The following is a 25,268-nucleotide window of genomic DNA, read 5'->3' as shown; positions in this document are numbered from 1 at the left end:
AATCGAGCAATATAGAAGTTAGTCGAGTCATGAATAGTTATATAAGAGTCAGAATATTATGATTGTAACGTTGTTATGACTATAATATAATGAAAACAATCATCATGAATGAACATTCATTTATTTTTATAAGAATTGGAAGGGGGAATGAGAGTGGAGAAACCTTGGCTCCAAAGTTATCCAGCGGAAATTCCAGGAACAATTTCTTATGATATTCAGCCGCTCCACACATATGTAAAACAGATGGCATCTCGTTATCCAGGAAAGAAAGCGCTTCATTTTTTAGGTAAGGATATTACATTTTCTGATTTCCATGATAAGGTGAGGAAATTTGCAAATTTCCTTCAAAGGCTTGGTGTGAAAAAAGGTGATAGGGTTGCAATTATGTTACCGAATTGTCCACAATCCGTAATTGGCTATTACGGTACTTTGCTTGCCGGTGGTATTGTCGTGCAGACAAATCCACTGTATACGGAAAGAGAATTAGAATATCAACTTCACGATTCTGGAGCGAAAGTGATTCTTTGCCTAGATTTAGTTTTTCCGAGAGTTACTAACGTTCAGTCTGCTACAAAGCTTGAGCATATTATCGTAACGCGTATTGCAGATTTCTTACCATTCCCTAAAAATTTACTTTATCCATTTGTACAAAAAAAGCAAATGAACCTCGTTGTAAAAGTTTCAGAAAGTGAGACGATTCACCTTTGGAAATCAGTAGAAAGAGAAAGCGGTGCTGATGTCGAAGTACCTTGCGATCCTGAAAATGATTTAGCACTTTTACAGTATACGGGAGGGACGACTGGGTTTCCGAAAGGAGTTATGTTAACGCATAAAAATCTCGTTTCTAACACTTTAATGGGCGCTCATTGGCTATATAATTGTAAAGAAGGAGAGGAAGTTATCCTTGGGGTCCTTCCGTTTTTCCACGTATATGGGATGACGGCGGTAATGAATTTGAGTATTATGCAAGGTTATAAAATGGTGCTCATCCCAAAATTTGATATGAAAATGATTTTTGAAGCAATTAAAAATCATAAAGTTACGCTATTTCCAGGAGCGCCAACAATGTATATTGCTCTTTTGAATAGTCCGCTTTTAAAGGAATATGATATTTCTTCAATTAGTGCTTGTATTAGTGGTTCTGCGCCGCTTCCGGTAGAAGTACAAGAAAAATTTGAAAGAGTTACGGGTGGTAAGTTAGTAGAAGGATATGGATTGACTGAATCATCTCCAGTTACACATGGGAATTTTTTATGGGAAAGACGTGTGCCAGGAAGTATTGGAGTACCATGGCCGAATACAGATGCATGCATTATGTCACTTGAAACAGGAGAAGCATTACCTCCAGGTGAAATTGGTGAAATTGTTGTGAAAGGGCCACAAATTATGAAGGGATATTGGAATAAGCCAGAGGAAACAGCAGCTGTATTGCAGGATGGATGGCTCCATACAGGTGATGTTGGCTATATGGATGAAGACGGCTTTTTTTATGTGAAGGATCGTAAGAAAGATATGATTGTCGCTAGTGGCTTTAACGTGTATCCGCGTGAAGTAGAAGAAGTATTATATGAACATGAAAAAGTGCAAGAAGTGGTTACAATTGGTGTTCCTGATCCGTATAGAGGAGAGACTGTAAAGGCATTTGTTGTATTGAAAGAAGGCACAGAGTGCTCGGAAGAAGAATTAGATCAGTTTGCGCGAAAATATTTAGCAGCTTACAAAGTTCCAAAAATATATGAGTTTAGAAATGAGTTGCCGAAGACGACAGTCGGGAAAATTTTACGTCGTGTCCTTATAGATGAAGAGAAGAAAAAGAATGAGGATGAGCAAACGGGCTAAGGCCCTTTCTTTTTGGAAAATAGGATTGACAATTTTTAAAATAGTCAGTATTATGAGAATATGAATGACTATTCATTCAGTCATCTTCTTGAAGGGGACAGTAAAGTGAAGAAAAATAGACCGAAATATGCTCAAATTATTGATGCTGCAGTTATTGTAATTGCAGAAAATGGATACCATCAAGCTCAAGTTTCTAAAATTGCGAAGCAAGCTGGGGTCGCTGACGGAACTATTTATTTATATTTTAAAAATAAAGAAGATATATTAATATCCTTATTCCAAGAGAAGATGGGAGAATTTATTGAAACAATTCGTCAAAAAACAGCAGGAATTGAAAGCGCTGTAGCGAAGTTATTTATGTTGGTAGAAACACACTTCTTGCTGTTGTCACAAAATGATCCACTTGCCATCGTTACACAACTAGAGCTAAGGCAGTCCAACCAAGAACTACGCCTCAAAATAAATGAAGTATTAAAAGGATACTTACAAGTCATCGATGAGATTTTAGAAACAGGCATAAAGCAAGGAGAATTTCAGGCGGATTTAAATGTTCGCGTGGCAAGACAAATGATCTTTGGAACAGTAGATGAAGTCGTGACCAATTGGGTAATGAGCGATCATAAGTATGAATTGGTCGCACTTTCAAAAACGGTACATGGGCTACTTATTTCAGCTTGTGGTTATCGTCAATAATGGGAGGGATCATGTTGAAATTCCTATCTGTAACAGTAGAAGATCATATTGCGGTGGCGACGTTAAATCATCCGCCAGCTAATGCAATGTCTTCGCAAGTTATGCATGACGTTACTGAATTAATTGATCAAGTCGAAAAGGATGATAACATTCGCGTTGTTGTTCTGCATGGTGAAGGGCGCTTCTTCTCAGCAGGAGCAGATATTAAAGAATTCACATCTGTTACTGAAGCGAAGCAAGCGACAGAGCTAGCACAGCTTGGACAAGTTACGTTTGAACGTGTAGAAAAATGTTCAAAACCAGTTATTGCGGCAATTCATGGAGCGGCACTTGGTGGCGGCCTTGAGTTTGCTATGTCTTGCCATATGCGATTTGTCACTGAAAGTGCAAAGCTTGGTTTACCTGAATTAACGCTTGGATTAATTCCTGGCTTTGCAGGTACACAGCGCCTGCCACGTTATGTCGGTAAAGCGAAAGCTTGTGAGATGATGTTAACAAGTACACCGATTACTGGTGCTGAGGCACTAGAGTGGGGACTGGTTAACGGAGTATTCTCTGAAGAATCACTTTTAGAAGATACACTTCAAATCGCAAAAAATATTGCTAGTAAAAGTCCAGCAACAACGCGTGCTGTGTTAGAACTATTACAAACGACGAAGTCATCTCATTATTATGAAGGTGTACAGCGTGAAGCACAGATCTTTGGTGAAGTATTTACGAGTGAAGATGGAAGAGAAGGTGTAGCAGCGTTTTTAGAAAAGCGTAAGCCTTCATTTAGTGGTAGGTAGTCCAATTATTTTTTTATCATAAATTAACAGAATATTATAATTGATAGAATCTTTCTGAAAAACAAGGGGGTAAATGGAATGAACATCTACGTACTCATGAAACGAACATTTGATACAGAAGAAAAAATCGTAATTAAAAACGGTGCAATTTATGATGGCGAAGCGGAATTCATCATCAACCCTTACGATGAATATGCGATTGAAGAAGCAATTCAAGTAAGAGATGCACAAGGTGGAGAAGTTACAGTTGTAACAGTTGGTGGCGAAGATAGTGAAAAAGAACTTCGTACTGCATTAGCGATGGGCTGCGATAAAGCGGTATTAATTAATATTGAAGATGATGTGGAGAACGGTGACCAATTTACGACAGCAAAAGTACTTGCTGAGTATTTAAAAGATAAAGATGTAGATTTAATTTTAGGTGGAAACGTTGCGATTGATGGTGCATCTGGACAAGTTGGACCACGTGTAGCTGAAGCGTTAAACATCCCATACGTAACAACAATTACAAAGCTTGAAATTGACGGTACAAACGCGAAAATTGAGCGTGATGTTGAAGGGGATACAGAAGTAATTGAAACATCATTACCACTTTTAGTAACAGCTCAACAAGGTTTAAATGAACCGCGCTATCCATCGCTTCCAGGTATTATGAAAGCGAAGAAAAAGCCACTTGAAGAATTAGAATTAGATGATTTAGATTTAGAAGAAGATGATGTGGAAGCAAAAACAAAAACAATTGAAATCTATTTGCCTCCTAAAAAAGATGCAGGAAAAGTGTTACAAGGCGAGCTGCAAGATCAAGTAAAAGAACTTGTATCGTTGCTCCATACAGAAGCGAAAGTAATCTAATAAAATACGAAATTATATATGCAGGAGGGAAAATCTATGGCTCGTAAAGTATTAGTAATGGGTGAAGTTCGTGACGGATCGCTACGTAACGTTTCGTTTGAAGCGGTAGCAGCAGCAAAAACAATTGCAGAAGGCGGTGAAGTGGTAGGTCTTCTAGTTGGAGAAAGCGTTGCCTCTTTTGCAAATGAATTGATTCATTACGGTGCAGATCGCGTTGTGACAGTTGAAAATGATAAATTAAAATCATATACATCTGATGGATATGCACAAGCATTTCTAGCTGTATATGCTGAAGAAAAGCCAGAAGGTATTGTATTTGGACATACAGCACTTGGTAAAGATTTATCACCAAAATTAGCAGCGAAACTTGAAGCTGGTTTAGTTTCTGACGTAACTGCTTTAGAAGTTGCAGGTGGTAATGTTGTCTTCACTCGTCCAATTTACTCTGGTAAAGCGTTCGAGAAGAAGATTGTAACAGACGGTATATTATTTGCGACAGTGCGTCCAAATAACATTGCAACTCTTGAAAAAGATGAGTCTCGCAGCGGTGATGTGTCTTCTATTACAGTTGATGTGAAAGATTTACGTACAATCATTCAAGATGTTGTCCGCAAAACTGCAGAAGGTGTTGATCTTTCTGAAGCGAAAGTTATTATCGCTGGCGGACGCGGTGTGAAGAGTGAAGAAGGATTTAAACCATTAAAAGAATTAGCTGACGTACTAGGCGGCGCTGTTGGGGCATCTCGTGGTGCTTGTGACGCTGAGTATTGCGACTACTCATTACAAATTGGTCAAACTGGAAAAGTTGTTACGCCAGACTTATACATTGCATGTGGTATTTCTGGTGCGATTCAGCATTTAGCTGGTATGTCTAACTCAAAAATAATCGTTGCGATTAATAAAGATCCAGAAGCAAGTATCTTCAAAGTAGCTGACTATGGTATTGTCGGTGACTTATTTGAAGTCGTACCTCTTTTAACAGAAGAGTTTAAAAAGTTAAAAGTACATTCATGATTTGAGTACCCTTGAGTTCCAAGTGAAGTACCCCTATATATAGAAAAAGGTGAGAGATCCCCTGTCTCTCATCTTTTTAGTATTTAATCCGTATTTTTATATAGTATAAAGGAACATTTTTTTGTTACAATACATAACGATACATATTATTCGCCACGTATATAAGTTAATGATATACTCTTGGTAGAATATACTTGAAGGAGGAAATAAAATGGCAATTGTAAACGCAAATGACCAAAGCTTCGCAGCTGAGACTAGCGAAGGTGTTGTATTATTAGATTTTTGGGCACCTTGGTGTGGACCTTGTAAAATGATCGCTCCTGTATTAGAGGAAATTGATGCAGAACTAGGCGAAAAAGTAAAAGTAGTAAAAGTAGACGTTGATGAAAACCAAGAAACTGCTCGTCAATTCGAAGTAATGAGCATTCCATCTCTTTTCGTATTAAAAGATGGTAAAGTGGTTGACCAAGCATTAGGTTATAAACCAAAAGAAGCGTTAGTAGAATTAGTATCTAAACACTTCTAATATAAGAAAGCTACCATTTGGTAGCTTTTTTTGTTTTATCCCGCTATTTGAGGGCAGTAAGACCCCCATTTCAAAATTCGGCGAAAGCAAAGAAGTTAGGTGGGAGATTAACTGCCCGTAAAAGCCCGATTGGTGTGGGGGATGGAAAAAACCACTGATTAAAGTTTCACTTTATAATATTTTCTTTTTCTTTCGCTTTCCGTTACAATGAAAGAACGTATGTTGGGTGTTTTAGCATAGTATGTTTTCGTGTGAAAATAAAAATGATAAGCATGTAGAAATGGAGGGAGACGGGTGCACGAACATTTAAAAGAGAAGTTAGCGATTTTGCCAGATCAACCTGGTTGTTACTTGATGAAGGATAAGCAGGGAACTGTTATATACGTCGGGAAGGCAAAGGTACTCAAAAATCGGGTGCGCTCGTACTTTACTGGCTCGCATGACGGGAAAACGCTTAGACTCGTAGGTGAAATTGTTGATTTTGAATATATTGTGACCTCTTCGAATTTGGAGGCACTTATTTTAGAATTAAATTTAATAAAAAAGTATGATCCAAAATATAATATTCAATTAAAAGATGATAAAACATATCCATTTATTAAAATTACAGCTGAAAAACAGCCACGTTTACTCATTACGAGAAATGTAAAAAAGGACAAAGGAAAGTATTTTGGTCCTTATCCAAATGCACAATCAGCTCATGAAACGAAAAAGCTACTTGATCGTATGTATCCTCTTCGTAAATGTACAAATATGCCTGACAAGGTTTGTTTGTATTACCATATGGGACAGTGTTTAGCACCTTGTGTACAAGAAGTAACAGAAGAACAAAATAAAGAAATTGTTGATGAGATTATTAAGTTCTTAAACGGTGGACATAAAGAGGTGCGTTCAGAGTTAGAAGCAAAAATGTATGAGGCGTCAGAGAAGTTAGAATTTGAGCGGGCGAAAGAGTTGCGTGACCAAATTGCCCATATAGATGCAATTATGGAAAAACAAAAGATGATTATGAGTGACTTAGTTGATCGTGATGTATTCGGTTATGCGGTTGATAAAGGGTGGATGTGTGTGCAAGTTTTCTTTGTTCGAAAAGGGAAGTTAATTGAGCGTGATGTTTCTATGTTTCCAATTTATGATGAACCGGAAGAAGGCTTTTTAACATTTATCGGGCAATTTTATGAGAAGAGTAGCCACTTTAAGCCGAAAGAGGTTATCGTGCCAGGAAGTATAGATTCTGAATTAGTAGAGCGCTTTTTAGAAGTGGAGGCAACGCAGCCGAAACGTGGGAAGAAGAAAGATCTCGTGGAACTAGCAAATAAGAATGCGAAGATTGCATTACAAGAGAAGTTTTATTTAATTGAACGTGATGAAGAGCGAACGATTAAGGCTGTTGAAAATTTAGGTGAACAGTTAGGGATTGAAACGCCTTATCGTATTGAGGCGTTTGATAACTCGAATATTCAAGGGACGAATCCTGTTTCCGCAATGATTGTTTTTATTGATGGAAAACCAGCAAAAAAAGAATACCGAAAATATAAAATTAAAACGGTTCAAGGGCCGGATGATTATGAGTCAATGCGAGAAGTAGTAAGGCGTCGCTATACAAGGGCGTTAAAAGAAAATTTACCACTCCCAGATTTAATTGTAATTGACGGAGGGAAAGGCCATCTTGCAGCAGCAAGTGATGTTCTTGAAAATGAGCTTGGCTTATATATTCCGATGGCAGGACTTGTGAAAGATGAGAAACATAGGACATCACATTTAATAATAGGTGATCCACCTGAGCCTGTCATGCTTGCAAGAAATAGCCAAGAGTTTTATTTATTACAGCGTATTCAAGACGAAGTGCATCGATTTGCAATTATATTTCATCGTCAGCTTCATGGGAAATCTGTCATTCAATCAGCGTTAGATGAAATTCCAGGAATTGGTGACAAGCGAAAAAAGGTATTGTTGAAACATTTTGGATCGCTAAAAAAGATGAAAGAAGCTTCTGTGGTGGAATTTGTCGAAGCGGGAATGCCGAAAAATGTCGCGGAGACGATTTATACGTATTTAGCAGATAAGAAGACGTTGTAGTTTACAACGTCTTCTATTTTTTGATATAATTTCTGAATATTTCAAATGATTTCATGTGAATGAATATAAAAAAAGTCAACTAAACAGATATGTCTAGTTGACTGTGGGCATTACACTTCGATGAGATCTTTTATGTCCCATTTAACAAGAAATGTAATAGAATCTGAACGCTTTTTTTGTTCCTCATAGGACTCTGCAACAACATTTCGTTGTTTTTGAATTTGCTCAGCAATAAATCCAGCTTCTAATTGGTAAGAAGAGTGTCTTTTCTGTTTTTCGCGCTCTGTAATAAGCGGGCTTCTTAGTTGGAAATACATCTCACGGCGTTTATGCTCGATAATGCTTAAACTGCCCCAGCCAGCTTTTTCAAAAAACTGAATGACTTCTTCAATTGTTTCTAGTTGATATTTTCTTGCAAGGTTTCTGCCGGCCCAGTATAAAATATCATCCAAATCTTTACCGATTAAGTCAGGCAGTACTTCTTCACGTAGCAATTCATAAGCGAAGGCGTTCAATGAAACATCTTGTAAAGATGCTGTATCGACTATATTTTTGCTCACAATATTCCCCTCTTTCTATAGGGATTATTATATAACATTTCTCATTTATAAAAACAGATTTTTCTTTAGGAAAATCTGAATATATAAGAAGAAAAAAAGAATTGGCAAATTATATGCAAATTATGTATACGTTTTCTTGACGCTTCGACAAAAATAGGAGTAAAATGAACTTGGTATCAAATTATGCTGAAATATTTCGAATAATTTTTTCAGTTTTTCTTATGCCAATAGTGAAAAAACATTATTGCCGTAAACTAATCTGAAAACAGCAGTCAAACATTCAAGGGGGGTAATGGGGACATGAAAGGCCGCGAGTATACGTTTCGTAAGTGGCACTCATTAATGGGGGTCATCCCGGTTGGTGTCTTTTTGACGCAACACTTAATTGTAAACAACTTTGCAACACGAGGAGCAGAGGCTTTTAACAAAGCTGCAGGCTTTATGGAGCTCCTTCCATTCCGGTATGCGCTAGAAATTTTCATCATCTTTTTACCTATACTGTACCATGCTATATATGGCTTATATATTGCATTTACAGCTAAGAACAATGCGGTATCTTACAGTTATTTCCGTAACTGGATGTTCGTTTTCCAACGAATCTCAGGTATCGTTACGCTGATCTTTATTTCTTGGCACGTTTGGGAAACACGTATTCAAGCAGCGTTAGGTAAAGAGGTAAACTATGATATGATGGCAGATATTTTAGGCAATCCAGCTATGTTTGCATTTTACTTAGTTGGGGTTGTTTCAACAATTTTCCACTTTGCAAATGGTCTATGGACATTCTGCATTAGCTGGGGAATTACAGTATCTCCACGTTCACAAAAAATCTCTACTTATGTAACATTAGCTATTTTCTTAGGTTTATCTTATGTAGGTGTGAGTGCATTATTAGCGTTCATCGATCCACAGCTAGCAAATCAGTAAGGAGTGGGAGAGCATGAAAGGGAAACTTATAGTAGTCGGCGGTGGCTTGGCCGGCTTAATGGCAACGATTAAAGCGGCAGAAGCAGGAGTAAATGTTGAACTGTTTTCTTTAGTACCAGTAAAACGTTCACATTCTGTATGTGCCCAAGGTGGAATTAACGGTGCCGTAAATACGAAAGGTGAAGGGGATTCTCCATGGATCCACTTTGACGATACAATTTATGGTGGGGACTTCTTAGCGAACCAACCGCCAGTTAAAGCGATGTGTGAAGCGGCGCCTGGTATTATTCATTTAATGGATCGCATGGGCGTTATGTTCAACCGTACGGAAGAAGGGCTTCTTGACTTCCGTCGTTTCGGTGGAACACAACATCACCGTACGGCATTTGCTGGCGCAACAACTGGTCAACAATTATTATACGCATTAGATGAGCAAGTACGTCGTCATGAAGTAGCGGGACTTGTAACGAAATATGAAGGCTGGGATTTCTTACGAGCTGTTGTGGATGATGAAGGTGTATGCCGAGGAATCGTCGCACAAGACTTGCAATCTATGGAAATTAAAAGTTTCCGAGCTGATGCCGTGATTATGGCAACAGGGGGCCCTGGTATCATCTTTGGAAAATCAACAAACTCTATTATCAATACAGGTACAGCAGCGTCTGCTGTATATCAACAAGGTGCATATTATGCGAACGGTGAGTTCATTCAAATCCATCCAACGGCAATTCCTGGAGACGATAAATTACGTCTTATGAGTGAATCTGCACGTGGTGAAGGTGGACGTGTTTGGACATATAAAGATGGTAAGCCATGGTACTTCTTAGAAGAAAAATATCCGGCTTACGGAAACCTTGTACCTCGTGATATTGCAACGCGTGAAATCTTTGATGTTTGCGTAGAGCAAAAATTAGGTGTTAACGGGGAGAACATGGTATATCTAGATCTTTCTCATAAAGATCCGAAAGAACTAGATATTAAACTTGGTGGAATCATTGAAATCTATGAGAAGTTTACAGGTGATGATCCTCGTAAACTACCGATGAAAATCTTCCCAGCTGTTCACTATTCAATGGGCGGATTATGGGTTGATTATAAGCAAATGACAAGTATTCCAGGTTTATTTGCAGCAGGTGAGTGTGATTACTCTATGCACGGTGGTAACCGATTAGGTGCGAACTCACTATTATCAGCAATTTACGGTGGTATGGTAGCGGGACCAAATGCGATTGAATATATGAAAGGTCTTTCTAAATCAGCTGATGCTGTTTCATCTACTGTATATGAGCAAAATGAATTAATCGAAACAGAGAAATTTAACAATATTTTAATGTTAGATGGTAACGAAAACGCGTATGTTCTTCATAAAGAGCTTGGAGAATGGATGACAGATAACGTTACAGTTGTTCGTGAAAATAAAAAACTATTAGAAACAGATGCAAAAATTGAAGAGTTAATAGCTCGTTACAAACGTATTAACATTAATGATACAGCAAAATGGAGTAACCAAGGTGCTTCATTTACACGTCAACTTGCAAATATGTTTGAGCTAGCGCGTGTTATTACAATTGGAGCGTATAACCGTAATGAAAGCCGCGGAGCGCATTACAAACCTGAATTCCCAAATCGTGATGATGCAAACTTCTTAAAAACTACAATGGCGAAATTTGAGGGAGAAGGAAATGCACCAGCATTCCATTACGAAGACGTTGATATTTCATTAATTAAACCACGTAAACGTGACTATTCTTCAAAGCATGATGTAGCTGCTAAGAATGAAGAGAAGGGGGATAAACAGCATGTCTGAGAAAACAATCCGCCTCATCATTACGAGACAAGATGGACCAGATGCACAAGAGTTTGACCAGGAGTTTGAAATTCCATATCGTCCAAATATGAATATTATTTCGGCGCTTATGGAAATTCGTCGTAATCCTGTTGATTCAAAAGGGAACCAGACGACTCCTGTAGCATGGGATATGAACTGCCTAGAGGAAGTATGTGGTGCTTGTTCTATGGTAATTAACGGTAAACCACGTCAATCATGTACAGCGCTTGTTGATAAGTTAGAACAACCGATTCGCTTAAAGCCAATGAAGACGTTCCCAGTCGTACGTGACTTACAAGTTGACCGTAGCCGTATGTTCAATGCATTAAAACGTGTAAAAGCTTGGATTCCAATTGATGGTACGTATGACCTAGGACCAGGACCAAGAATGCCAGAGAAAAAGCGACAATGGGCATATGAACTTTCAAAATGCATGACATGTGGTGTTTGCTTAGAGTCATGTCCAAACGTAAACAGTAAATCTGATTTTATTGGACCAGCACCGCTTTCACAAGCTCGTTTATTTAACTCGCATCCAACTGGTGAAATGCATAAAGCAGATCGCTTACGTGCAATTATGGGTGATGGAGGACTTGCAAACTGTGGTAACTCTCAAAACTGTGTGCAATCATGTCCGAAAGGTATTCCATTAACAACATCAATTGCAGCATTAAACCGTGATACAACAATTCAATCGTTCAAAGACTTCTTTGGTAGCGATAATAACTATTAATAAATATCGCCTCTTCATTTCGAAGGGGCGATATTTACAACTTTAATTTTTTGTTTATTCTGAATTATAGACGAGGAAAAGGAGAGAGAAAAGTGAAGAGAATTTCTTATATTGAAGACTTTGAAAAATGGGAGAGTGATTTTTCTTTTTATAATCCTGTCAAAGTTCGTTTTGGTGAAGTTGATATGTTTGGACACGTAAATAACGTCATTGCTTTTACATACTTTGAAGAAGCACGTATTGAATTTTTTAAAGAACTTGGATTTATGCAAGAGTGGACGCATGAATCATCAGAAACGATGATAGTAGTTGCTGATCTTCAATGTAATTTCATTAAGCAAATTTACTTTGATGAACAGCTAAAAGTATATGTAAAGGCAGATACGGTTGGAAACTCTTCTTTAGATTTGCACTATATGGTCAAAAATGAGGCTGGAGAAGTTTGTTTAGTTGGACGCGGGATAATGGTGCAAGCATCCAAAAAGACTGGAAGAGGCGAACCGTGGCCTGAAGAATGGAAGAAAAAATTACTGCAATAGTAGAATGAAAGAAAAATAAGAGAGCTAAATAGCTCTCTTCAGAGTGTTTGGAAACCCTTTAGGGTTTCCTACACTCTGGAATGTATGAATTCTGAAATTCGTACAAAATAGTAATACATGATAAAAACACAAAAAATAGCCCTTCACCTGACCCTTTTTGGTCAGGTGAAGGGCTATTTTTTTCATGTTTTGGCAGGCTGCAGTGAGATAGGCCTGCATTTGGACATACTTCACCCCTCGAAACCGGGCATACCGATAACCATGTAGTTCTTTGGCATCCGCAAAACTCCGCTCAATTGTAGAACAGCGTACTTTATATAGCTTTTTACCCGTACTTGTTAATTTGTTTTTTCTTGCGATATCTTTATATTCTTCCCAAATATGATGCGTAATGACTTTTTGTTTTTGTTTCTCTGAGAAACATTTATCACGCAATGGACAAACGGCACAATCTGTTGGATTAGATTTATATTGACGGTATCCTTCTCGATCCGTTGTCGCATATTCTAAAATACATCCCATTGGACAGGCAAATACGTCTGTTTCTTCTTCATATTTAAATTGACTTTTTGGTACTTCTTTATTCCGTTTTCCAAATCGGCGATACCCCATCACCATAAATATATTCTGTTCTGATAATTTCTTACAGATATAACCTGTAAAATAACCGGCATCAAGTGCTACAGCTTCAACTTCGAATCCAAATTTATCAATTTGAGCTTGGAGGCGTGCTAAATACGGCTCGGAATCCGCTACATTTCCAGCCGTTATATAGGTATCTGTAATCACATTGTACTTCGCATCAGTCGTACAATGATCTAAGAAATGAAAACCGTTCGGTTTTCCATCCCTCATTAAAAAGCCACTATCTGGATCAGTTGTACTTATACGAATTTTTTTAGTAGGGGTATCACTTTCCTTTCTAGGTTTTAATTCTTTTTTTCATGAGCTTCACGATCTTCCATAACCGCAGCCTCTAGTTCCTCTATATAAAACTTTGGCTTTTCTTTTTAAATTTATGTACAAATTTATTTTTATTGGCATTCGCTTTAATGTGCGTAGAATCTGTCATCAAGGCACGTCCTCCCACCATACGGTGTTCCGTCGCTTGACGTACAATTTCATCAAAGATTTCTTCAAATATATTTGTATGAATAAAGCGCGTACGGCGATTCCAGCTGATGGTAGAATGATTTGGAATTGGATCTGATAGGGAAAATCCTAAAAACCAACGGTAAGCAATATTGGTTTTAATCTCTTTTTCTAGTTGACGTTCTGAGCGAATACCGTAAAAATATCCAATAAACATCATCTTAAATAAAACGATTGGATGAATAGAAGGACGTCCATTATTTTCACAGTAATAGGGGCGTAACTTCTCTTCAATAAAATCAAAGCTGATTGTAGCTTCAATCGCACGAAGAAAATGGTCTTGTGGAACTAATTCTTCTACAGAAACTGATACACGTTCATCACGATGATTTTTTAATGCACCCATCATAAAAAACCTCTCCTTTTCCTCTTTTTTATCAGTGTTGACACATAAAAAGAGGTTCAGACACAAAACAAGGCTGTGGAGAAGACTTTCTCCACAGCCTGAAGAGAGCTAAATAGCTCTCTTATTTTTTGTCTTCCATCGCCTCTTCTAATGTTAGGTGATGCTTATATATGTATGTAGCGTATGGATTACCAACGTAGCGAAGATGCCACGGTTCAAATGCATATTCTGTCGTTTCTGTTTTATCCTCTAAATAACGAATAACAAATCCGAATTCATGAGCGTGTTCCGCCACCCATTTTCCTTCTTTTGTTTCTCCAAAAATAGGCTCTAATTGGAACTTAGCAGATTTAGAGCTAATATCCATTGCAAGACCAGTTTGGTGTTCACTTGTTCCGGGAATTGCACTAACTGAATCAGCTTCTTCCTTTCCTTGACGTCTAATATATGTATTATGTAATGACTGTTGGCGTTTATAAGAACGATACCCTGATACAGCTGTAAGTTCTAAGCCTTCGTTTTTCGCTGCTTGGAACATTTTTTCGAGTGCGTCTGCAGCATCTTTACGAAGTAATGTTTTTTCTTTATCTTTTGGACTAGTAAACGGTACGTTTGGTCTCGTTAAATCCTCTGGTGCATAACCATCAGGTAATTTACGATGTTTATTTACTAGTACAAGAGGTGAATCTGGATTTGTCACAAGAGAAAAATTTTCATCTATCTTTTTCGCAGTATGATTAGCTTTTGGAAAAGCAGGAATCTCTTCTTTTTTATGTTCAGTATGTTTTTGTGTTTCGACAGCTTTCGCTTCATTTCGAAGTGATGATTGAGAGCCAAAATAAGCGAAGGATGTAATACCGATTACAATAGTCGCGGCAGAAATAATAACAATCTTTTTCATAATGCCCTGTAATCTCAGTCCTTTCATAATAAAATAAGTATTGTTTTCATTATAAGTCTAGTTTATAGAAAAAGAAATATAAGAGTCTTAACGTAATAGAATTGCAAAGAAAATGTCAAAAAATGTGTAAATATGTAGTTTTTTTAAGAATAATACACTTCTAATCTTTCATGAAATTCGTTTTTTATGTAATATGTATATAAAGATTTAACGATTTATAAAGTTGGATAATTTCTCGTATAGATTAGGAGTGAATGTGAATGGATTTTGCAACAGTTATTGGAATTATTTTGGGGTGTGTTGCGGTAGTAGTAGGTATGTTTGTTAAGGGGGCTGATGTAGCTGCTTTATTAAACCCTGCCGCAGCACTTATTATTTTCGTTGGAACATTTGCAGCAGTATGTATTGCGTTTCCAATGAATCAATTAAAAAGAGTCCCAAAGTTATTTAAAGTTCTTTTCGGTTCAAATAAAAAAGATATAAGCTATGAACAATTGCTAGAGTCATTTGTTTATTGGACATCAGAAAGTAGAAAATACGGTATTTTGTCTTTAGAGCAACAACTAGAAAAAATTGAAGATGAATTTCTTTTACGAGGTATGAAATTTGTTATTGATGGTGTATCGGCAGGAGATTTAGAGCAGATTTTAGAATCTGAATTAGAAGCGATGGAAGAGCGTCATGCAAAAGGAGCGGCGATTTTTACGCAAGCTGGTATGTACGCACCAACACTAGGAGTTTTAGGCGCTGTAATTGGTCTTGTAGCCGCACTTGGAAATTTAACCGATATTGAAAAGTTAGGACATGCTATTTCAGGTGCATTTATTGCAACGATTTTTGGTGTTTTTTCAGGTTACATATTGTGGCATCCATTTGCAAATAAATTAAAGCAAAAGTCTGCTGCTGAATTAGAAAAGAAACGTTTAGTCATTGATTGTTTATTAATGTTACAAGAGGGTGCATATCCGTTTATTATGAAAAAACGCATTTTAGGTGCACTTTCTGCGACTGATCGTACAAAGCTAGAAAAAGGAGCGGAAAAAAATGCGGAGTAGGAAAAGGAGATCTAAAAGACATGAGGAGCATATTGATGAATCGTGGTTAATTCCATATGCTGATATGTTAACTTTGCTATTTGCACTTTTTATCGTTTTATTTGCAATGAGTAGTATAGATGCTGCAAAGTTCAAACAAATGGCAGTGGCTTTTCGCAGTGAATTAGTAGGTGGATCTGGAAACAAAGAGTTTTTAAGTGATCAAAAACCAAATCAAGAAAAAGAATTATCAGCAAGTAGTCCTGAATCTGAAGAGATAAGGCAACAAGAAATGAATGAATTAAAAGTGCTACAAAACAGTATTGATCAGTACATTAATGAAAGGCAATTATCCTCCTCTTTTAAAACTGAGCTAACTGAGCGAGGATTGATGATAACAATAGTAGAAAATATATTGTTTGATTCAGGAAAAGCACATGTGAAGTTGGAATCGTTACACATTGCAAAAGAGATGGCAAGTTTACTCGTTTCAGCATCTCCACGTGAAATTACTGTATCTGGTCATACAGATAATGTTCCAATAGTAAATGCACAATTTGCATCAAACTGGGAATTAAGTACACAACGTGCTGTAAACTTTATGCAAGTTTTACTGCAAAAGAAAGAGTTGGCTCCTGATAAGTTTAGTGCGATTGGATATGGAGAATATCGCCCAGTTGCTTCAAACGATATGCAAGAAGGAAAAGCGAAGAATAGACGTGTAGAAGTGTTAATATTGCCATTAATAAAAAATATGAAATAAATAAAAAAGATGGCGAAAGCCATCCTTTTTTATTTATCGTCAAATGATTTTAAGTTGTCGCGACGGACTTTATCTTTTTCTGCATCTGATTTTTTGAAATTATAATCGTATAAAGCGCCTTCCCAATCACCGTACATTGGATTAGGGAAAATGATGAACTTCTCACCAAACTGTGCTTTTGTTTCTTCTACTGTTTGATTGCGATCTTTCACAGATTTTCCGTCAAAGCCAGTGAAGTCAGATAAATTATCACCGAAGAATAAGACGATATCGTGTGTTTGCGAAACAAGCTCACGACGTTTTTCTTTACCTTTTTCTTTCGGATCTTGTAATAAGATGTGTTCTTTCGTTGCTTGTGGAGCACCAACGCGCTCAAGGTTTTTAATAGTTGCATCTAATTGATTCGTTTTACGATTTGAAATGTAGTAAATGTCTACACCTTTAGATTCTGTATATTTTAAGAAATCAATTGCCCCTGGAAGAGCTTCTGCCTCAGCTTTATTAATCCAATCGTCCCATTTATAAGGGTAGCCTTTTCCCGTTTTCACACTCATTGCTTGATGAGGGCTATTATCTAAAACGGTCTCGTCTAGATCAAGTACAATAGCAGGTTTTTTGCTTGTCCCTTTTGCAAGAGCTGCATCAAGCTTCAATTGACCAATATTGTACCCTTGGTAGTATAACGCTTTTGTTTCGCCAGCCGTTTGATACCATAAATCGGCCATCAGCTGCTGGTCTGTTAATTTTACTTTTTCTTCTTTCGCCACTGTTTTTTCTGTTGTGCCAGAACATGCTACAAGTGATGTAGAAAGAACTGCTACAGATAATAAAGTGGTAATACTTCTCTTCATATTCATATGTACCCTCCTTGATGTTACGAAATCATTTAACATTATATATTAAGATATAATATTTTTCATATTTTTTTTTATGAACTTTTGCATATTGTCTTTTGTATATGTAGTAGTGTGTCCTATATTAATAAGATAAATAAATAATAATACTTCATTTTGACATGATTTATTGTCAAAATGACAATTATAATTGACAATAAGAGGGTTTTTATTTACAATTTTACTAAATAAAACAAATGGTGGTTTAGAGAGAAGGGGTACATATAGGGGAATGAAATATATTACTATATTTCATTTCGAATAATCATACTATTTAAAAGAGAATGGAAATGATATTGAAGGGGAGGATTCATACTTTGAGTTTACAAATTCAAAACTTAACGAAAATATTTGGGGAATCAAAAGCAGTAAACAAGTTGCAAATTTCATTACCAAAAGGTGAAGTGCTCGGATTACTCGGCCGAAATGGTGCCGGGAAAACAACAACAATTAAAATGCTTCTCGGTTTACTAACGCCAAATGAAGGTTCTATTACGTGGAATGGAAAAGAAATCGGCGATAGTGGTGTAACGATTGGATATCTTCCTGAAGAAAGAGGATTATATACAAAAAGTAGAGTAATAGATCAACTGCGCTATTTTGGCAGATTAGAAGGAATGACGAAGAAAGAAGTGGATCGTGCAATTGATCATTGGTTAGAGCGATTGGCAATCCCGGAATACAAATTTAAAACAGCCGGAGAGCTTTCTAAAGGAAATCAGCAAAAAATACAGTTAATCGCTGCGCTCCTCCATGATCCAGAACTTCTTATTTTAGATGAACCGTTTAGTGGATTAGATCCAGTTAATGCTGGAATGCTAGCCAATATTATTGGGGAACAAGTACAGAGAGGGAAAACAATTATTTTATCAAGTCATCGTATGGAACAAGTAGAAGCATTTTGCCAACATGTATGTATTTTGAAAAAAGGTGAAGCGGTTGTAGAGGGACAATTAAGTGACATAAAGAAAGAATACGGTTTTCGTAATTTAACGATTGAAGACACATCGGAGAATGAACAGACGTTAGAAGCTTTACATGTTTCGTATGAAAAACAACAAGGCCTTCTTTATGTAAAAGTGCAAGACGATACAGAAGCTCTAAAGATTTTGCAAAAGTTACAGGAACATGGTGTCAGCTTACGACAATTTAAAATGTTAGAGCCAACGCTAAATGAAATCTTTGTAGAGAGGGCGAAATAAAAATGCGTAAATTTTCTCATGTATTTTCATTTTATTTTAGAGAATCATTTTTATCTAAAAAGTCGTTGATTACGAGTGCAATTTTATTTTTAGTAGTGTTTGGGATCTTTGCATTTAACCATTTTACGTCAGGTGGAGATAAAAATAAGGATAAAGACAAGATTGCAGTTGTAACAGAAAGTTCCACATATAAAGTACAAAAAGAGGAATTGAACAAGTTACTACCATCAGCTAAAATAACCGTCGGTTCAAAAGAGGATTTTGATAAACTACATAAACAAGTCGAGGACGGGGATTTAGACGGTTTATTTCATGTGACGGAAAAGAATGGTGTTCCAGAAGTTACGTATATGTATAATGGTTTCCCAAGTCAAGCAACTTCTGCAATTATGTCAGGTTATTTAAAACAACAATACACAACGGTGACGATTGCTAAAAATAATGTTTCACCAGAAGTAGCACAGCAGTTACAAACAGAAATTTCAGTGAAGCAAGAAGCGATAAAAGATCGTACGTCTTCTTTCGGAATTGCATATTTCTTTACGTTTGCTTTATATATGTTTATCGTAGCATTCGGAAATACGATTGCGATGAATATCGCATCTGAAAAAGCTTCTCGTGTTATGGAAGTAATGCTTCCGAAAGTAAAACCGCTTACAATGATGTATGCGAAAATTTTAGCGGTTGTTTCAACGGCGTTATTACAGCTTGTTATATTGGCATGTGGTTACCTTCTCCCTTACGTACTAGGATGGGTAGACTTAGAAAATGCTTCATTACTTGGGATTCCAATTGACTTTACAAAATTAGATGCAAAAGTTATCAGTATGTTTCTTATTTATTTTGTTACCGGATATTTACTATATGCGATGATGTATGCAGCTGCTGGAGCAGTCGTGTCTAAGACGGAGGATTTACAAGCTGTATCCTTCCCTGTAATGATTTTAATAATGGCTGCATTTTTTATTAGTATTAAATCGTTAAGTGATCCGAATAGCACTATTGTTGTTGTGAGCTCTTACGTTCCATTCTTTACTCCGATGGTCACCTTCTCACGTATTGTAGCTGGCGAAGCTAGTATACTAGAAATGACAATAACACTCGCAGTTCTCTTAGTGACAATAGGTATATTAAATGCGGTTACGAGTCGCATCTATGTAAATGGTGTTATGAATTACTCTGATAAAGTGAAATTTAAAGATTTAGCGAAATTTATAAAGCGTCAATAAGAAAGAAAGCATGATTTTCTAGTGGAATCATGCTTTTTCTTTATGTATAAATAGAAAATAGTATATAATAGTAAGTATCGTCTTTTAATAGAATGAACGAAAAGGAGGGTGTGCAGATGGGAATTAGTAGCCGTTTTACAGTAGGTGTTCATATGCTAACATTACTTGCAATAGATCGAAACTCTCGCTGTACCTCTGAATGGATTGCCGGTAGTGTGAATACAAATCCAGTCGTGATTCGTCGCATTACAGGAATGTTGAAGAGAGCAGGACTTGTTGATGTTCAAGCCGGAAAAGGTGGTACGTCACTTACTCGTGATTTAGATGAAATTACATTACTTGATGTATATAAAGCTGTGGAAGTAGTAGAAGAAGGACAGCTATTTTCCTTCCATGAAAATCCCAACATTGAATGTCCAGTAGGAGCTAATATTCAATCGGTATTAGAGATTATTTTAATGCAAGCACAAGAAGCGATGGAAAATGTACTTGCGAATGTAACAGTGCAGCAGCTCGTTACAAATTTACAGTCAAAAATTAAAGAATAAAAAAAGCGAGCCTCTTCATGATGAGAGCTCGCTTTTTTTTGTTTAGAAATATTGAAAATTCTATTTTTCAGTATTTAAAATGAATTTTCCTACAAGAGCAGCTACAATACCACCTAGAATTGGAGCAACGATGAATACCCATAGTTGAGATACTGCTTCTCCGCCAGCGAATAAAGCTGGTGCAAGGCTACGGGCAGGGTTAACAGATGTTCCTGTTAATGGAATACCTAATAAGTGAACTAGTACTAATGTGAAACCAATTACTAGTCCAGCTAAAGACGAACTTCCTTTTTTACCTGTTACAGCAACAATGACTAGAATGAAGACGAAAGTTAGAATGAATTCTACTAAAAATGCTCCAGATAAACCAAGAGCTCCAAAACTATTTTGTCCTAAATTATCTAAAGACATTTTAGAAGATTGTAAAATAGTTACTAACGTTGCAGTTCCTAATAAACCACCTAAAATTTGAGCTAATAAATAATAGCTAAGCTCCATAGCGTTCATTCGTTTATTGATGAACATGGCAATAGATACTGCCGGGTTAATATGACATCCAGAAATTGTTCCAATACTATATGCCATAGCGACAATAGATAAGCCGAAAGCCATTGCGATTCCTAGAATCCCAATTCCTTCAATTCCGCCACCTAATACAGCTACTCCAGTTCCGAATAATACAAGTACAAATGTACCAATAAATTCAGCAATTGCTTTTTTTAGCATAATTTACCTCCTCATAATGCACATGAAACGTATTATAACATAGGTTCAAGTCGTTTTATGTATAAACAAGAAATGAAATATTATTCTGATAAGGAGGGATTTTATGAATGGGATGCTTTTAACTGTTATTATGCTAGTTTTTTTTGTTTAGCAACGGGAACAGAACGATTTAAAATACTGTTTGCGACCATTCCAGCCATTATAATAATCATACCGATAAGTGAGAGTCCGGTAGGGAATGAACCGTTTAAGAAGATTATCTCACCAAGAACAGTAAATACCATCGTTCCAGCTTGTGTCGCTTCTACAGCACCTAGTAAAGGAAGGTTATCTTTCGCTAAATCTGTGGCAAAGAAAAATGTCATTGTCGCAATAACACCAGAACATAAAGCTAATAAAAATCCTTGAAGCATTTGGCTGGATGTTGGAATTCCAGTAGTTGTAAATCCGTATATACCAAGAAGGATTGTGATAGGAAGGCTACCGATTGCCATTCCTAATACACGCTGGAACGTATCAAGTCGTCCGTCAACAAGCTCCATCATTTTTCGATTGCCAAATGGATACAAGAAAGCAGCTAACACGACAGGAAGAAAACCAGAAATAAATTGATTAATCGTAATATGACTGGCTTCTGTTGCTTGCATGCAAATTACACCAAGTAAAATAAATAGTGATACATATAAACTGCGAAGTGGAATTTTTCCGCGCATAAGTTTTGTGCCTGTTTTTGTATCGATCTTAATGAAAAATAATGGTGATAATAGCAAACCCGCTAATATAGTAACTTGCCAAGTTCCAGCCACAAGCCAAGCAGGAGAAAAAACAGCTGCGAAACTTAATAAAGAATAAAATCCAATGCCGGCTATAGAACCAAAGCTGATCCAAGCGAAGGGATGCTCTTTCATCTCTTTCCATAGAGGTTCTAGGTTTTTGCGAAATAAAACGATAAGGAATAAAATAGGAAGAGCAAATAAAAAACGGAAGGAAGCAGTCCAAGCCCAGCTTGTACCTGATACATTCATCGCTCTGTTAATAATAAAGGTTGCAGAAAAGAAGGCTGATGATAAAAGGCCTAATAATATTGCACGCATGAAGTATAGCACTCCTTTCAAATTTGAGTATCGATGTATAGTATATTATACTTAAAAGTAAATAAAGTAAACTATTTTATACTTTAAGGTGGTTTTTGTGTATGAAAGAAAATGAAGATAGGCAAACGAAAGAAGTAATCCAGCAAGTAGGTCAGTTGTTACGACAAATTCGAAATGAACAAAAACTAAGTTTAGAAGAACTAGCACAAAAAACAGGCGTTAGTAAATTAACATTGGGAAAAATTGAAAGAGGTGAGACGAACCCGACACTAGCTGTCATTTGGAAAATTACAAAGGGATTATCTATTCCTTTATCTAGACTAATGGTTGTTGGGGAGCCAGTAGCTGTTGCGCGCTGTGGAGAAGGATTTGCAGTAGATGTTGGACAAGCGTGGCGTTTAGAGACAATATTCCGATATACGAAAGAAACAGGTATGGAAATGCATCGTGCTTGTTTAAGACCGAATAGTATATATGAACCTGAGGCGCACCATGAGGGGGCAATCGAACTTGTAACGGTAATGAAAGGGAAGGTCTCAATTCGAGTTGAAAATGATGTGTATGGACTAAATGAATTTGATTCTATTCAGTTTGAAGCGAATAAGAAACATAGTTATCAAAATGAAGAAGATGAAGTAGCGGTATTACATTTAACAATGAAATACTCGTCGTAAATAAAAAGAGTGCTTACTATGAAGTACTCTTTTTTGATGTATTCTCTTTTAAAGGTGTGATGGAAATAGAACATACAAAAAAAGCACCGATAGGGCACTGGTGTTTTTAGTAAGAACGTGGCATAAGTAGTAAACAAACAAGATAAGCTAAGAATCCTGTTCCGAAACATAAAATTGCAATGACCCACAGAATACGAATCATGCTGGCGCTTATATCAAAATAATCCCCTAAACCACCGCATACACCAAATAACACTTTATCAGTTTCAGATCTACGTAATTTTTTCTCCATTATAAAATCCTCTCCTTTAAATATCACCATGTAACTTTTTATGTATGAGTGATACTTTATATTTTTATTCTATATGGAAAATTATGAGGAAACTATCGAATTATATTACATTTTTCTGAAAGAAGATTACAGTTTTGTAATTAAATTTAGTGGGGAAGAATCCCCACTAAATAAAGTGCTACTTTATTTTCGAAAACGATATGGTACGGTTGTAACAATTACATTTTTCTTGTATAGAAGATAGACGCGAAGTAATACGCTCGATTGATTGTGCAGGATATTATGCCAGCTTTTTTTCGTGATGAACTGCGGAATCAAAACAGTAACAAAGCGTTGTTTTTCTTGGGCCTTATGTTGAATGATTGTAATCAATTTGGCTATAGGTCTCATTAAACTTCGATAAGATGAAATGAAGGTAACGAGCCGGATGTTTGGCTGCCACTCTTTCCACTTTTCTTGCATACGTAATTCACTTTCACGATCAAAAGCTACATATACAGCGATAACTTGCCCACCAATTGTTTCTGCATAGTTTATTGATTGTTCAACAACTTTTGTAATGCCAGCGATAGGAACGATGACAATATTGCCAGTTGCCTTTTCTGAGATTTCATCAAAGTTAATCCGTAATTGTTCTCCTACTGCAACGTAATGACTATGGATGCGATGGAAAATCAAAACGATAATAGGTAAGAAAATGAGAATGGCCCATACTTGTGTAAACTTTGTAATGAAAAAAATAAGCAGTACCGTTAATGAAATGAGGGCTCCTAATAAATTTATTAACAACTTTGGGAGCCAGCCTTTTGGCTTTTCGCGTAACCATTTCACAATCATACCTGTTTGTGACAGAGTAAATGGAATGAAAACACCTACGGCATATAACGGAATAAGCTGTTCGGTTTTTCCGTGAAAGGCAATGATTAAAAGAATAGAACCAATTCCTAACGTAATAATTCCGTTTGAGTACCCTAAGCGATCTCCGCGCATTAAATACATACGTGGCATATATTTATCGGATGCTAAATTAAAAGCCAAAAGCGGGAATGCTGAAAAACCCGTATTGGCAGCTAATACTAAAATAAGCGCCGTTGTTCCTTGGATAAAGTAATAGATGAAATTTCTTCCGAATATGTTTGAAGCAATTTGAGATACGACAGTGTCGTTATGTTTAGGGGCAATACCGTACCAATATGCTAAAAATGTAATCCCTGTAAATAAAATTGCAAGAATGGTCCCCATAATGACTAATGTTTTCGCAGCGTTTTTTGCAGCAGGCTCCTTGAAATTTGGAATTGCATTTGAAATAGCTTCTACTCCTGTTAAAGCTGAGCAACCAGATGAAAATGCCTTTAGTAAGAAAAATAGTGTAATCCCAGGTACAACAGTTCCGATTGGTGTATGTAAATTAGCTGGTGCTTGTCCGGAAGTGATTTTAAAAATACCAGCTATAATTAATACAACAAGTGCAAAGGCGAATAGATAGACAGGATAAGCTAAAATTGAAGCAGATTCTGTTACGCCTCGTAAGTTTAAAATAGTAATAAACATGACGAGTACGACTGCGATTGGAACTGTATAAGAATGTAGTGATGGAAATGCGGATGTAATAGCGTCCGTTCCAGCAGACACACTAACAGCTACTGTAAGAATATAATCTACAAGTAAGGAACCTCCGGCGACAAGGCCAGCATTTGTTCCTAAGTTTGTTTTTGAAACAACATAAGCGCCACCGCCGTGTGGATAAGAATAAATGATTTGTCTATACGATAAAATGAGCGCTGTTAGTAAGATTAATACACCGATAGCAATCGGAATGGAATACCAAAAAGCAATTGCACCAAAAGCAGCGAGTACGATTAAAATTTGCTCTGTCCCGTAAGCGACAGAAGAAAGAGCGTCGGAAGATAGAATCGCAAGTGCTTTTAGTTTATTTAATTTTTGTTCTCCAGCCGCATTGGATTTAAGGGGTCTACCGATTAAAAAACGTTTAAAAACTGAAAACATAATAACACCACCGATATATGAATTTGTAT

Annotated in this window: 24 protein-coding genes and 1 pseudogene; 17 read left to right on the top strand and 8 right to left on the bottom strand. The window is 36.7% G+C overall.

What is annotated here, in order from left to right:
• The first annotated feature begins 153 nt into the window (after positions 1 to 153).
• The 7 genes from DJ93_RS08280 (at position 154) to uvrC (ending at position 7,791) form a co-directional block, all read left to right on the top strand.
• Complete coding sequence (locus tag DJ93_RS08280; protein ID WP_042980181.1) at positions 154 to 1,839, top strand: long-chain-fatty-acid--CoA ligase; 1,686 nt, start codon at positions 154 to 156, stop codon at positions 1,837 to 1,839.
• Positions 1,840 to 1,944: 105 nt separating this feature from the next.
• Complete coding sequence (locus tag DJ93_RS08275) at positions 1,945 to 2,532, top strand: TetR/AcrR family transcriptional regulator (protein ID WP_080743392.1); 588 nt, start codon at positions 1,945 to 1,947, stop codon at positions 2,530 to 2,532.
• Between the two features lie 11 nt (positions 2,533 to 2,543).
• Complete coding sequence (locus DJ93_RS08270; RefSeq protein ID WP_042980177.1) at positions 2,544 to 3,320, top strand: enoyl-CoA hydratase; 777 nt, start codon at positions 2,544 to 2,546, stop codon at positions 3,318 to 3,320.
• Positions 3,321 to 3,398: 78 nt separating this feature from the next.
• Positions 3,399 to 4,172: an electron transfer flavoprotein subunit beta gene (gene etfB / locus DJ93_RS08265; RefSeq protein ID WP_042980175.1), complete on the top strand. Its 774-nt coding sequence runs from the start codon at positions 3,399 to 3,401 to the stop codon at positions 4,170 to 4,172.
• A gap of 36 nt (positions 4,173 to 4,208) precedes the next feature.
• The gene (gene etfA / locus DJ93_RS08260) at positions 4,209 to 5,186 is read left to right on the top strand and encodes an electron transfer flavoprotein subunit alpha (RefSeq protein WP_042980173.1); all 978 of its coding nucleotides are present in this window, start codon (positions 4,209 to 4,211) and stop codon (positions 5,184 to 5,186) included.
• A gap of 211 nt (positions 5,187 to 5,397) precedes the next feature.
• The gene (trxA, locus tag DJ93_RS08255; RefSeq protein ID WP_042980172.1) at positions 5,398 to 5,712 is read left to right on the top strand and encodes a thioredoxin; all 315 of its coding nucleotides are present in this window, start codon (positions 5,398 to 5,400) and stop codon (positions 5,710 to 5,712) included.
• 294 nt (positions 5,713 to 6,006) lie between these two features.
• The gene (gene uvrC / locus DJ93_RS08250; RefSeq protein WP_042980170.1) at positions 6,007 to 7,791 is read left to right on the top strand and encodes an excinuclease ABC subunit C; all 1,785 of its coding nucleotides are present in this window, start codon (positions 6,007 to 6,009) and stop codon (positions 7,789 to 7,791) included.
• A 110-nt stretch (positions 7,792 to 7,901) separates the two neighbouring features.
• On the opposite strand, the gene DJ93_RS08245 is transcribed toward uvrC, so the two are convergent.
• Positions 7,902 to 8,351 (bottom strand): YslB family protein, encoded by a 450-nt coding sequence (locus DJ93_RS08245; protein WP_042980169.1) that lies wholly within the window; start codon positions 8,349 to 8,351, stop codon positions 7,902 to 7,904.
• A 300-nt stretch (positions 8,352 to 8,651) separates the two neighbouring features.
• On the opposite strand from DJ93_RS08245, the gene sdhC reads away from it, so the two are divergent.
• The 4 genes from sdhC to DJ93_RS08225 all read left to right on the top strand — a co-directional run bounded on the left by sdhC (position 8,652) and on the right by DJ93_RS08225 (position 12,378).
• On the top strand, positions 8,652 to 9,278 hold the full coding sequence (gene sdhC, locus DJ93_RS08240) for a succinate dehydrogenase cytochrome B558 (RefSeq protein WP_042980168.1): 627 nt from the start codon (positions 8,652 to 8,654) through the stop codon (positions 9,276 to 9,278).
• A gap of 13 nt (positions 9,279 to 9,291) precedes the next feature.
• Positions 9,292 to 11,085 (top strand): succinate dehydrogenase flavoprotein subunit, encoded by a 1,794-nt coding sequence (sdhA, locus tag DJ93_RS08235; protein WP_042980167.1) that lies wholly within the window; start codon positions 9,292 to 9,294, stop codon positions 11,083 to 11,085.
• On the top strand, positions 11,078 to 11,839 hold the full coding sequence (gene sdhB, locus DJ93_RS08230) for a succinate dehydrogenase iron-sulfur subunit (protein WP_042980166.1): 762 nt from the start codon (positions 11,078 to 11,080) through the stop codon (positions 11,837 to 11,839). The genes sdhA and sdhB overlap by 8 nt, the downstream gene beginning before the upstream one ends.
• 92 nt (positions 11,840 to 11,931) lie before the next feature.
• Positions 11,932 to 12,378 (top strand): acyl-CoA thioesterase, encoded by a 447-nt coding sequence (locus tag DJ93_RS08225; protein WP_042980165.1) that lies wholly within the window; start codon positions 11,932 to 11,934, stop codon positions 12,376 to 12,378.
• A 132-nt stretch (positions 12,379 to 12,510) separates the two neighbouring features.
• Here DJ93_RS08225 and DJ93_RS30210 read toward each other — a convergent pair.
• Together DJ93_RS30210 and DJ93_RS08210 are read right to left on the bottom strand one after the other, a co-directional pair.
• Positions 12,511 to 13,879: pseudogene (locus DJ93_RS30210) on the bottom strand (IS1182 family transposase); the annotation flags it as partial.
• A gap of 118 nt (positions 13,880 to 13,997) precedes the next feature.
• A complete protein-coding gene (locus DJ93_RS08210) occupies positions 13,998 to 14,777 on the bottom strand; it encodes a M15 family metallopeptidase (RefSeq protein ID WP_042980161.1) in 780 nt (259 codons plus the stop codon).
• Positions 14,778 to 15,037: 260 nt separating this feature from the next.
• On the opposite strand from DJ93_RS08210, the gene motA reads away from it, so the two are divergent.
• The gene (motA, locus tag DJ93_RS08205) at positions 15,038 to 15,832 is read left to right on the top strand and encodes a flagellar motor stator protein MotA (protein WP_042980160.1); all 795 of its coding nucleotides are present in this window, start codon (positions 15,038 to 15,040) and stop codon (positions 15,830 to 15,832) included.
• Positions 15,822 to 16,574: a flagellar motor protein MotB gene (gene motB, locus DJ93_RS08200; RefSeq protein ID WP_042980159.1), complete on the top strand. Its 753-nt coding sequence runs from the start codon at positions 15,822 to 15,824 to the stop codon at positions 16,572 to 16,574. The genes motA and motB overlap by 11 nt, the downstream gene beginning before the upstream one ends.
• Positions 16,575 to 16,603: 29 nt before the next feature.
• Here motB and DJ93_RS08195 read toward each other — a convergent pair whose 3' ends face one another.
• Entirely contained in the window at positions 16,604 to 17,431 is an 828-nt protein-coding gene (locus DJ93_RS08195) for a 5'-nucleotidase, lipoprotein e(P4) family (protein WP_042980158.1), read from the bottom strand.
• 353 nt (positions 17,432 to 17,784) lie between these two features.
• Here DJ93_RS08195 and DJ93_RS08190 point away from each other — a divergent pair, with 353 nt between their 5' ends.
• From DJ93_RS08190 to DJ93_RS08180, 3 genes are all read left to right on the top strand, one after another.
• Entirely contained in the window at positions 17,785 to 18,669 is an 885-nt protein-coding gene (locus DJ93_RS08190; RefSeq protein WP_042980157.1) for an ABC transporter ATP-binding protein, read from the top strand.
• A gap of 2 nt (positions 18,670 to 18,671) precedes the next feature.
• Entirely contained in the window at positions 18,672 to 19,898 is a 1,227-nt protein-coding gene (locus tag DJ93_RS08185) for an ABC transporter permease (protein ID WP_042980156.1), read from the top strand.
• Positions 19,899 to 20,014: 116 nt separating this feature from the next.
• Positions 20,015 to 20,446 (top strand): Rrf2 family transcriptional regulator, encoded by a 432-nt coding sequence (locus DJ93_RS08180; protein ID WP_042980154.1) that lies wholly within the window; start codon positions 20,015 to 20,017, stop codon positions 20,444 to 20,446.
• A 60-nt stretch (positions 20,447 to 20,506) separates the two neighbouring features.
• Here the strand turns inward: DJ93_RS08180 and DJ93_RS08175 are convergent, their stop codons facing one another.
• On the bottom strand, positions 20,507 to 21,172 hold the full coding sequence (locus DJ93_RS08175) for an aquaporin (protein WP_042980153.1): 666 nt from the start codon (positions 21,170 to 21,172) through the stop codon (positions 20,507 to 20,509).
• 128 nt (positions 21,173 to 21,300) lie between these two features.
• Entirely contained in the window at positions 21,301 to 22,266 is a 966-nt protein-coding gene (locus DJ93_RS08170; protein ID WP_042980152.1) for a DMT family transporter, read from the bottom strand.
• Between the two features lie 101 nt (positions 22,267 to 22,367).
• Here DJ93_RS08170 and DJ93_RS08165 point away from each other — a divergent pair, with 101 nt between their 5' ends.
• Positions 22,368 to 22,940 carry a helix-turn-helix domain-containing protein gene (locus tag DJ93_RS08165; RefSeq protein ID WP_042980151.1) on the top strand — a complete coding sequence of 191 codons (573 nt, stop codon included), beginning with the start codon at positions 22,368 to 22,370 and terminating at the stop codon, positions 22,938 to 22,940.
• Between the two features lie 106 nt (positions 22,941 to 23,046).
• Here DJ93_RS08165 and DJ93_RS08160 read toward each other — a convergent pair whose 3' ends face one another.
• Both DJ93_RS08160 and DJ93_RS08155 read right to left on the bottom strand, forming a co-directional pair.
• Complete coding sequence (locus tag DJ93_RS08160; protein WP_042980150.1) at positions 23,047 to 23,232, bottom strand: PspC domain-containing protein; 186 nt, start codon at positions 23,230 to 23,232, stop codon at positions 23,047 to 23,049.
• Between the two features lie 183 nt (positions 23,233 to 23,415).
• Positions 23,416 to 25,239 (bottom strand): APC family permease, encoded by a 1,824-nt coding sequence (locus DJ93_RS08155; RefSeq protein ID WP_042980149.1) that lies wholly within the window; start codon positions 25,237 to 25,239, stop codon positions 23,416 to 23,418.
• Positions 25,240 to 25,268 lie beyond the last annotated feature (29 nt).

The sequence above is a fragment of the Bacillus clarus genome (assembly GCF_000746925.1).
Classification (GTDB): domain Bacteria; phylum Bacillota; class Bacilli; order Bacillales; family Bacillaceae_G; genus Bacillus_A; species Bacillus_A clarus.
This window is presented reverse-complemented; position numbering and strand designations above follow the sequence as displayed.

Excerpts from the sequence above, each read along its gene's own strand:
- DJ93_RS08195 (WP_042980158.1), bottom strand. The coding sequence starts at position 17,431 with ATGAATATGAAGAGAAGTATTACCACTTTATTATCTGTAGCAGTTCTT.
- DJ93_RS08180 (WP_042980154.1), top strand. The coding sequence starts at position 20,015 with ATGGGAATTAGTAGCCGTTTTACAGTAGGTGTTCATATGCTAACATTA.
- motB (WP_042980159.1), top strand. The coding sequence starts at position 15,822 with ATGCGGAGTAGGAAAAGGAGATCTAAAAGACATGAGGAGCATATTGAT.
- DJ93_RS08165 (WP_042980151.1), top strand. The coding sequence starts at position 22,368 with ATGAAAGAAAATGAAGATAGGCAAACGAAAGAAGTAATCCAGCAAGTA.
- DJ93_RS08270 (WP_042980177.1), top strand. The coding sequence starts at position 2,544 with ATGTTGAAATTCCTATCTGTAACAGTAGAAGATCATATTGCGGTGGCG.
- DJ93_RS08185 (WP_042980156.1), top strand. The coding sequence starts at position 18,672 with ATGCGTAAATTTTCTCATGTATTTTCATTTTATTTTAGAGAATCATTT.
- trxA (WP_042980172.1), top strand. The coding sequence starts at position 5,398 with ATGGCAATTGTAAACGCAAATGACCAAAGCTTCGCAGCTGAGACTAGC.
- sdhC (WP_042980168.1), top strand. The coding sequence starts at position 8,652 with ATGAAAGGCCGCGAGTATACGTTTCGTAAGTGGCACTCATTAATGGGG.
- DJ93_RS08170 (WP_042980152.1), bottom strand. The coding sequence starts at position 22,266 with ATGCGTGCAATATTATTAGGCCTTTTATCATCAGCCTTCTTTTCTGCA.
- sdhA (WP_042980167.1), top strand. The coding sequence starts at position 9,292 with ATGAAAGGGAAACTTATAGTAGTCGGCGGTGGCTTGGCCGGCTTAATG.
- etfB (WP_042980175.1), top strand. The coding sequence starts at position 3,399 with ATGAACATCTACGTACTCATGAAACGAACATTTGATACAGAAGAAAAA.
- DJ93_RS08155 (WP_042980149.1), bottom strand. The coding sequence starts at position 25,239 with ATGTTTTCAGTTTTTAAACGTTTTTTAATCGGTAGACCCCTTAAATCC.
- sdhB (WP_042980166.1), top strand. The coding sequence starts at position 11,078 with ATGTCTGAGAAAACAATCCGCCTCATCATTACGAGACAAGATGGACCA.
- motA (WP_042980160.1), top strand. The coding sequence starts at position 15,038 with ATGGATTTTGCAACAGTTATTGGAATTATTTTGGGGTGTGTTGCGGTA.
- DJ93_RS08175 (WP_042980153.1), bottom strand. The coding sequence starts at position 21,172 with ATGCTAAAAAAAGCAATTGCTGAATTTATTGGTACATTTGTACTTGTA.
- etfA (WP_042980173.1), top strand. The coding sequence starts at position 4,209 with ATGGCTCGTAAAGTATTAGTAATGGGTGAAGTTCGTGACGGATCGCTA.
- DJ93_RS08160 (WP_042980150.1), bottom strand. The coding sequence starts at position 23,232 with ATGGAGAAAAAATTACGTAGATCTGAAACTGATAAAGTGTTATTTGGT.
- DJ93_RS08210 (WP_042980161.1), bottom strand. The coding sequence starts at position 14,777 with ATGAAAAAGATTGTTATTATTTCTGCCGCGACTATTGTAATCGGTATT.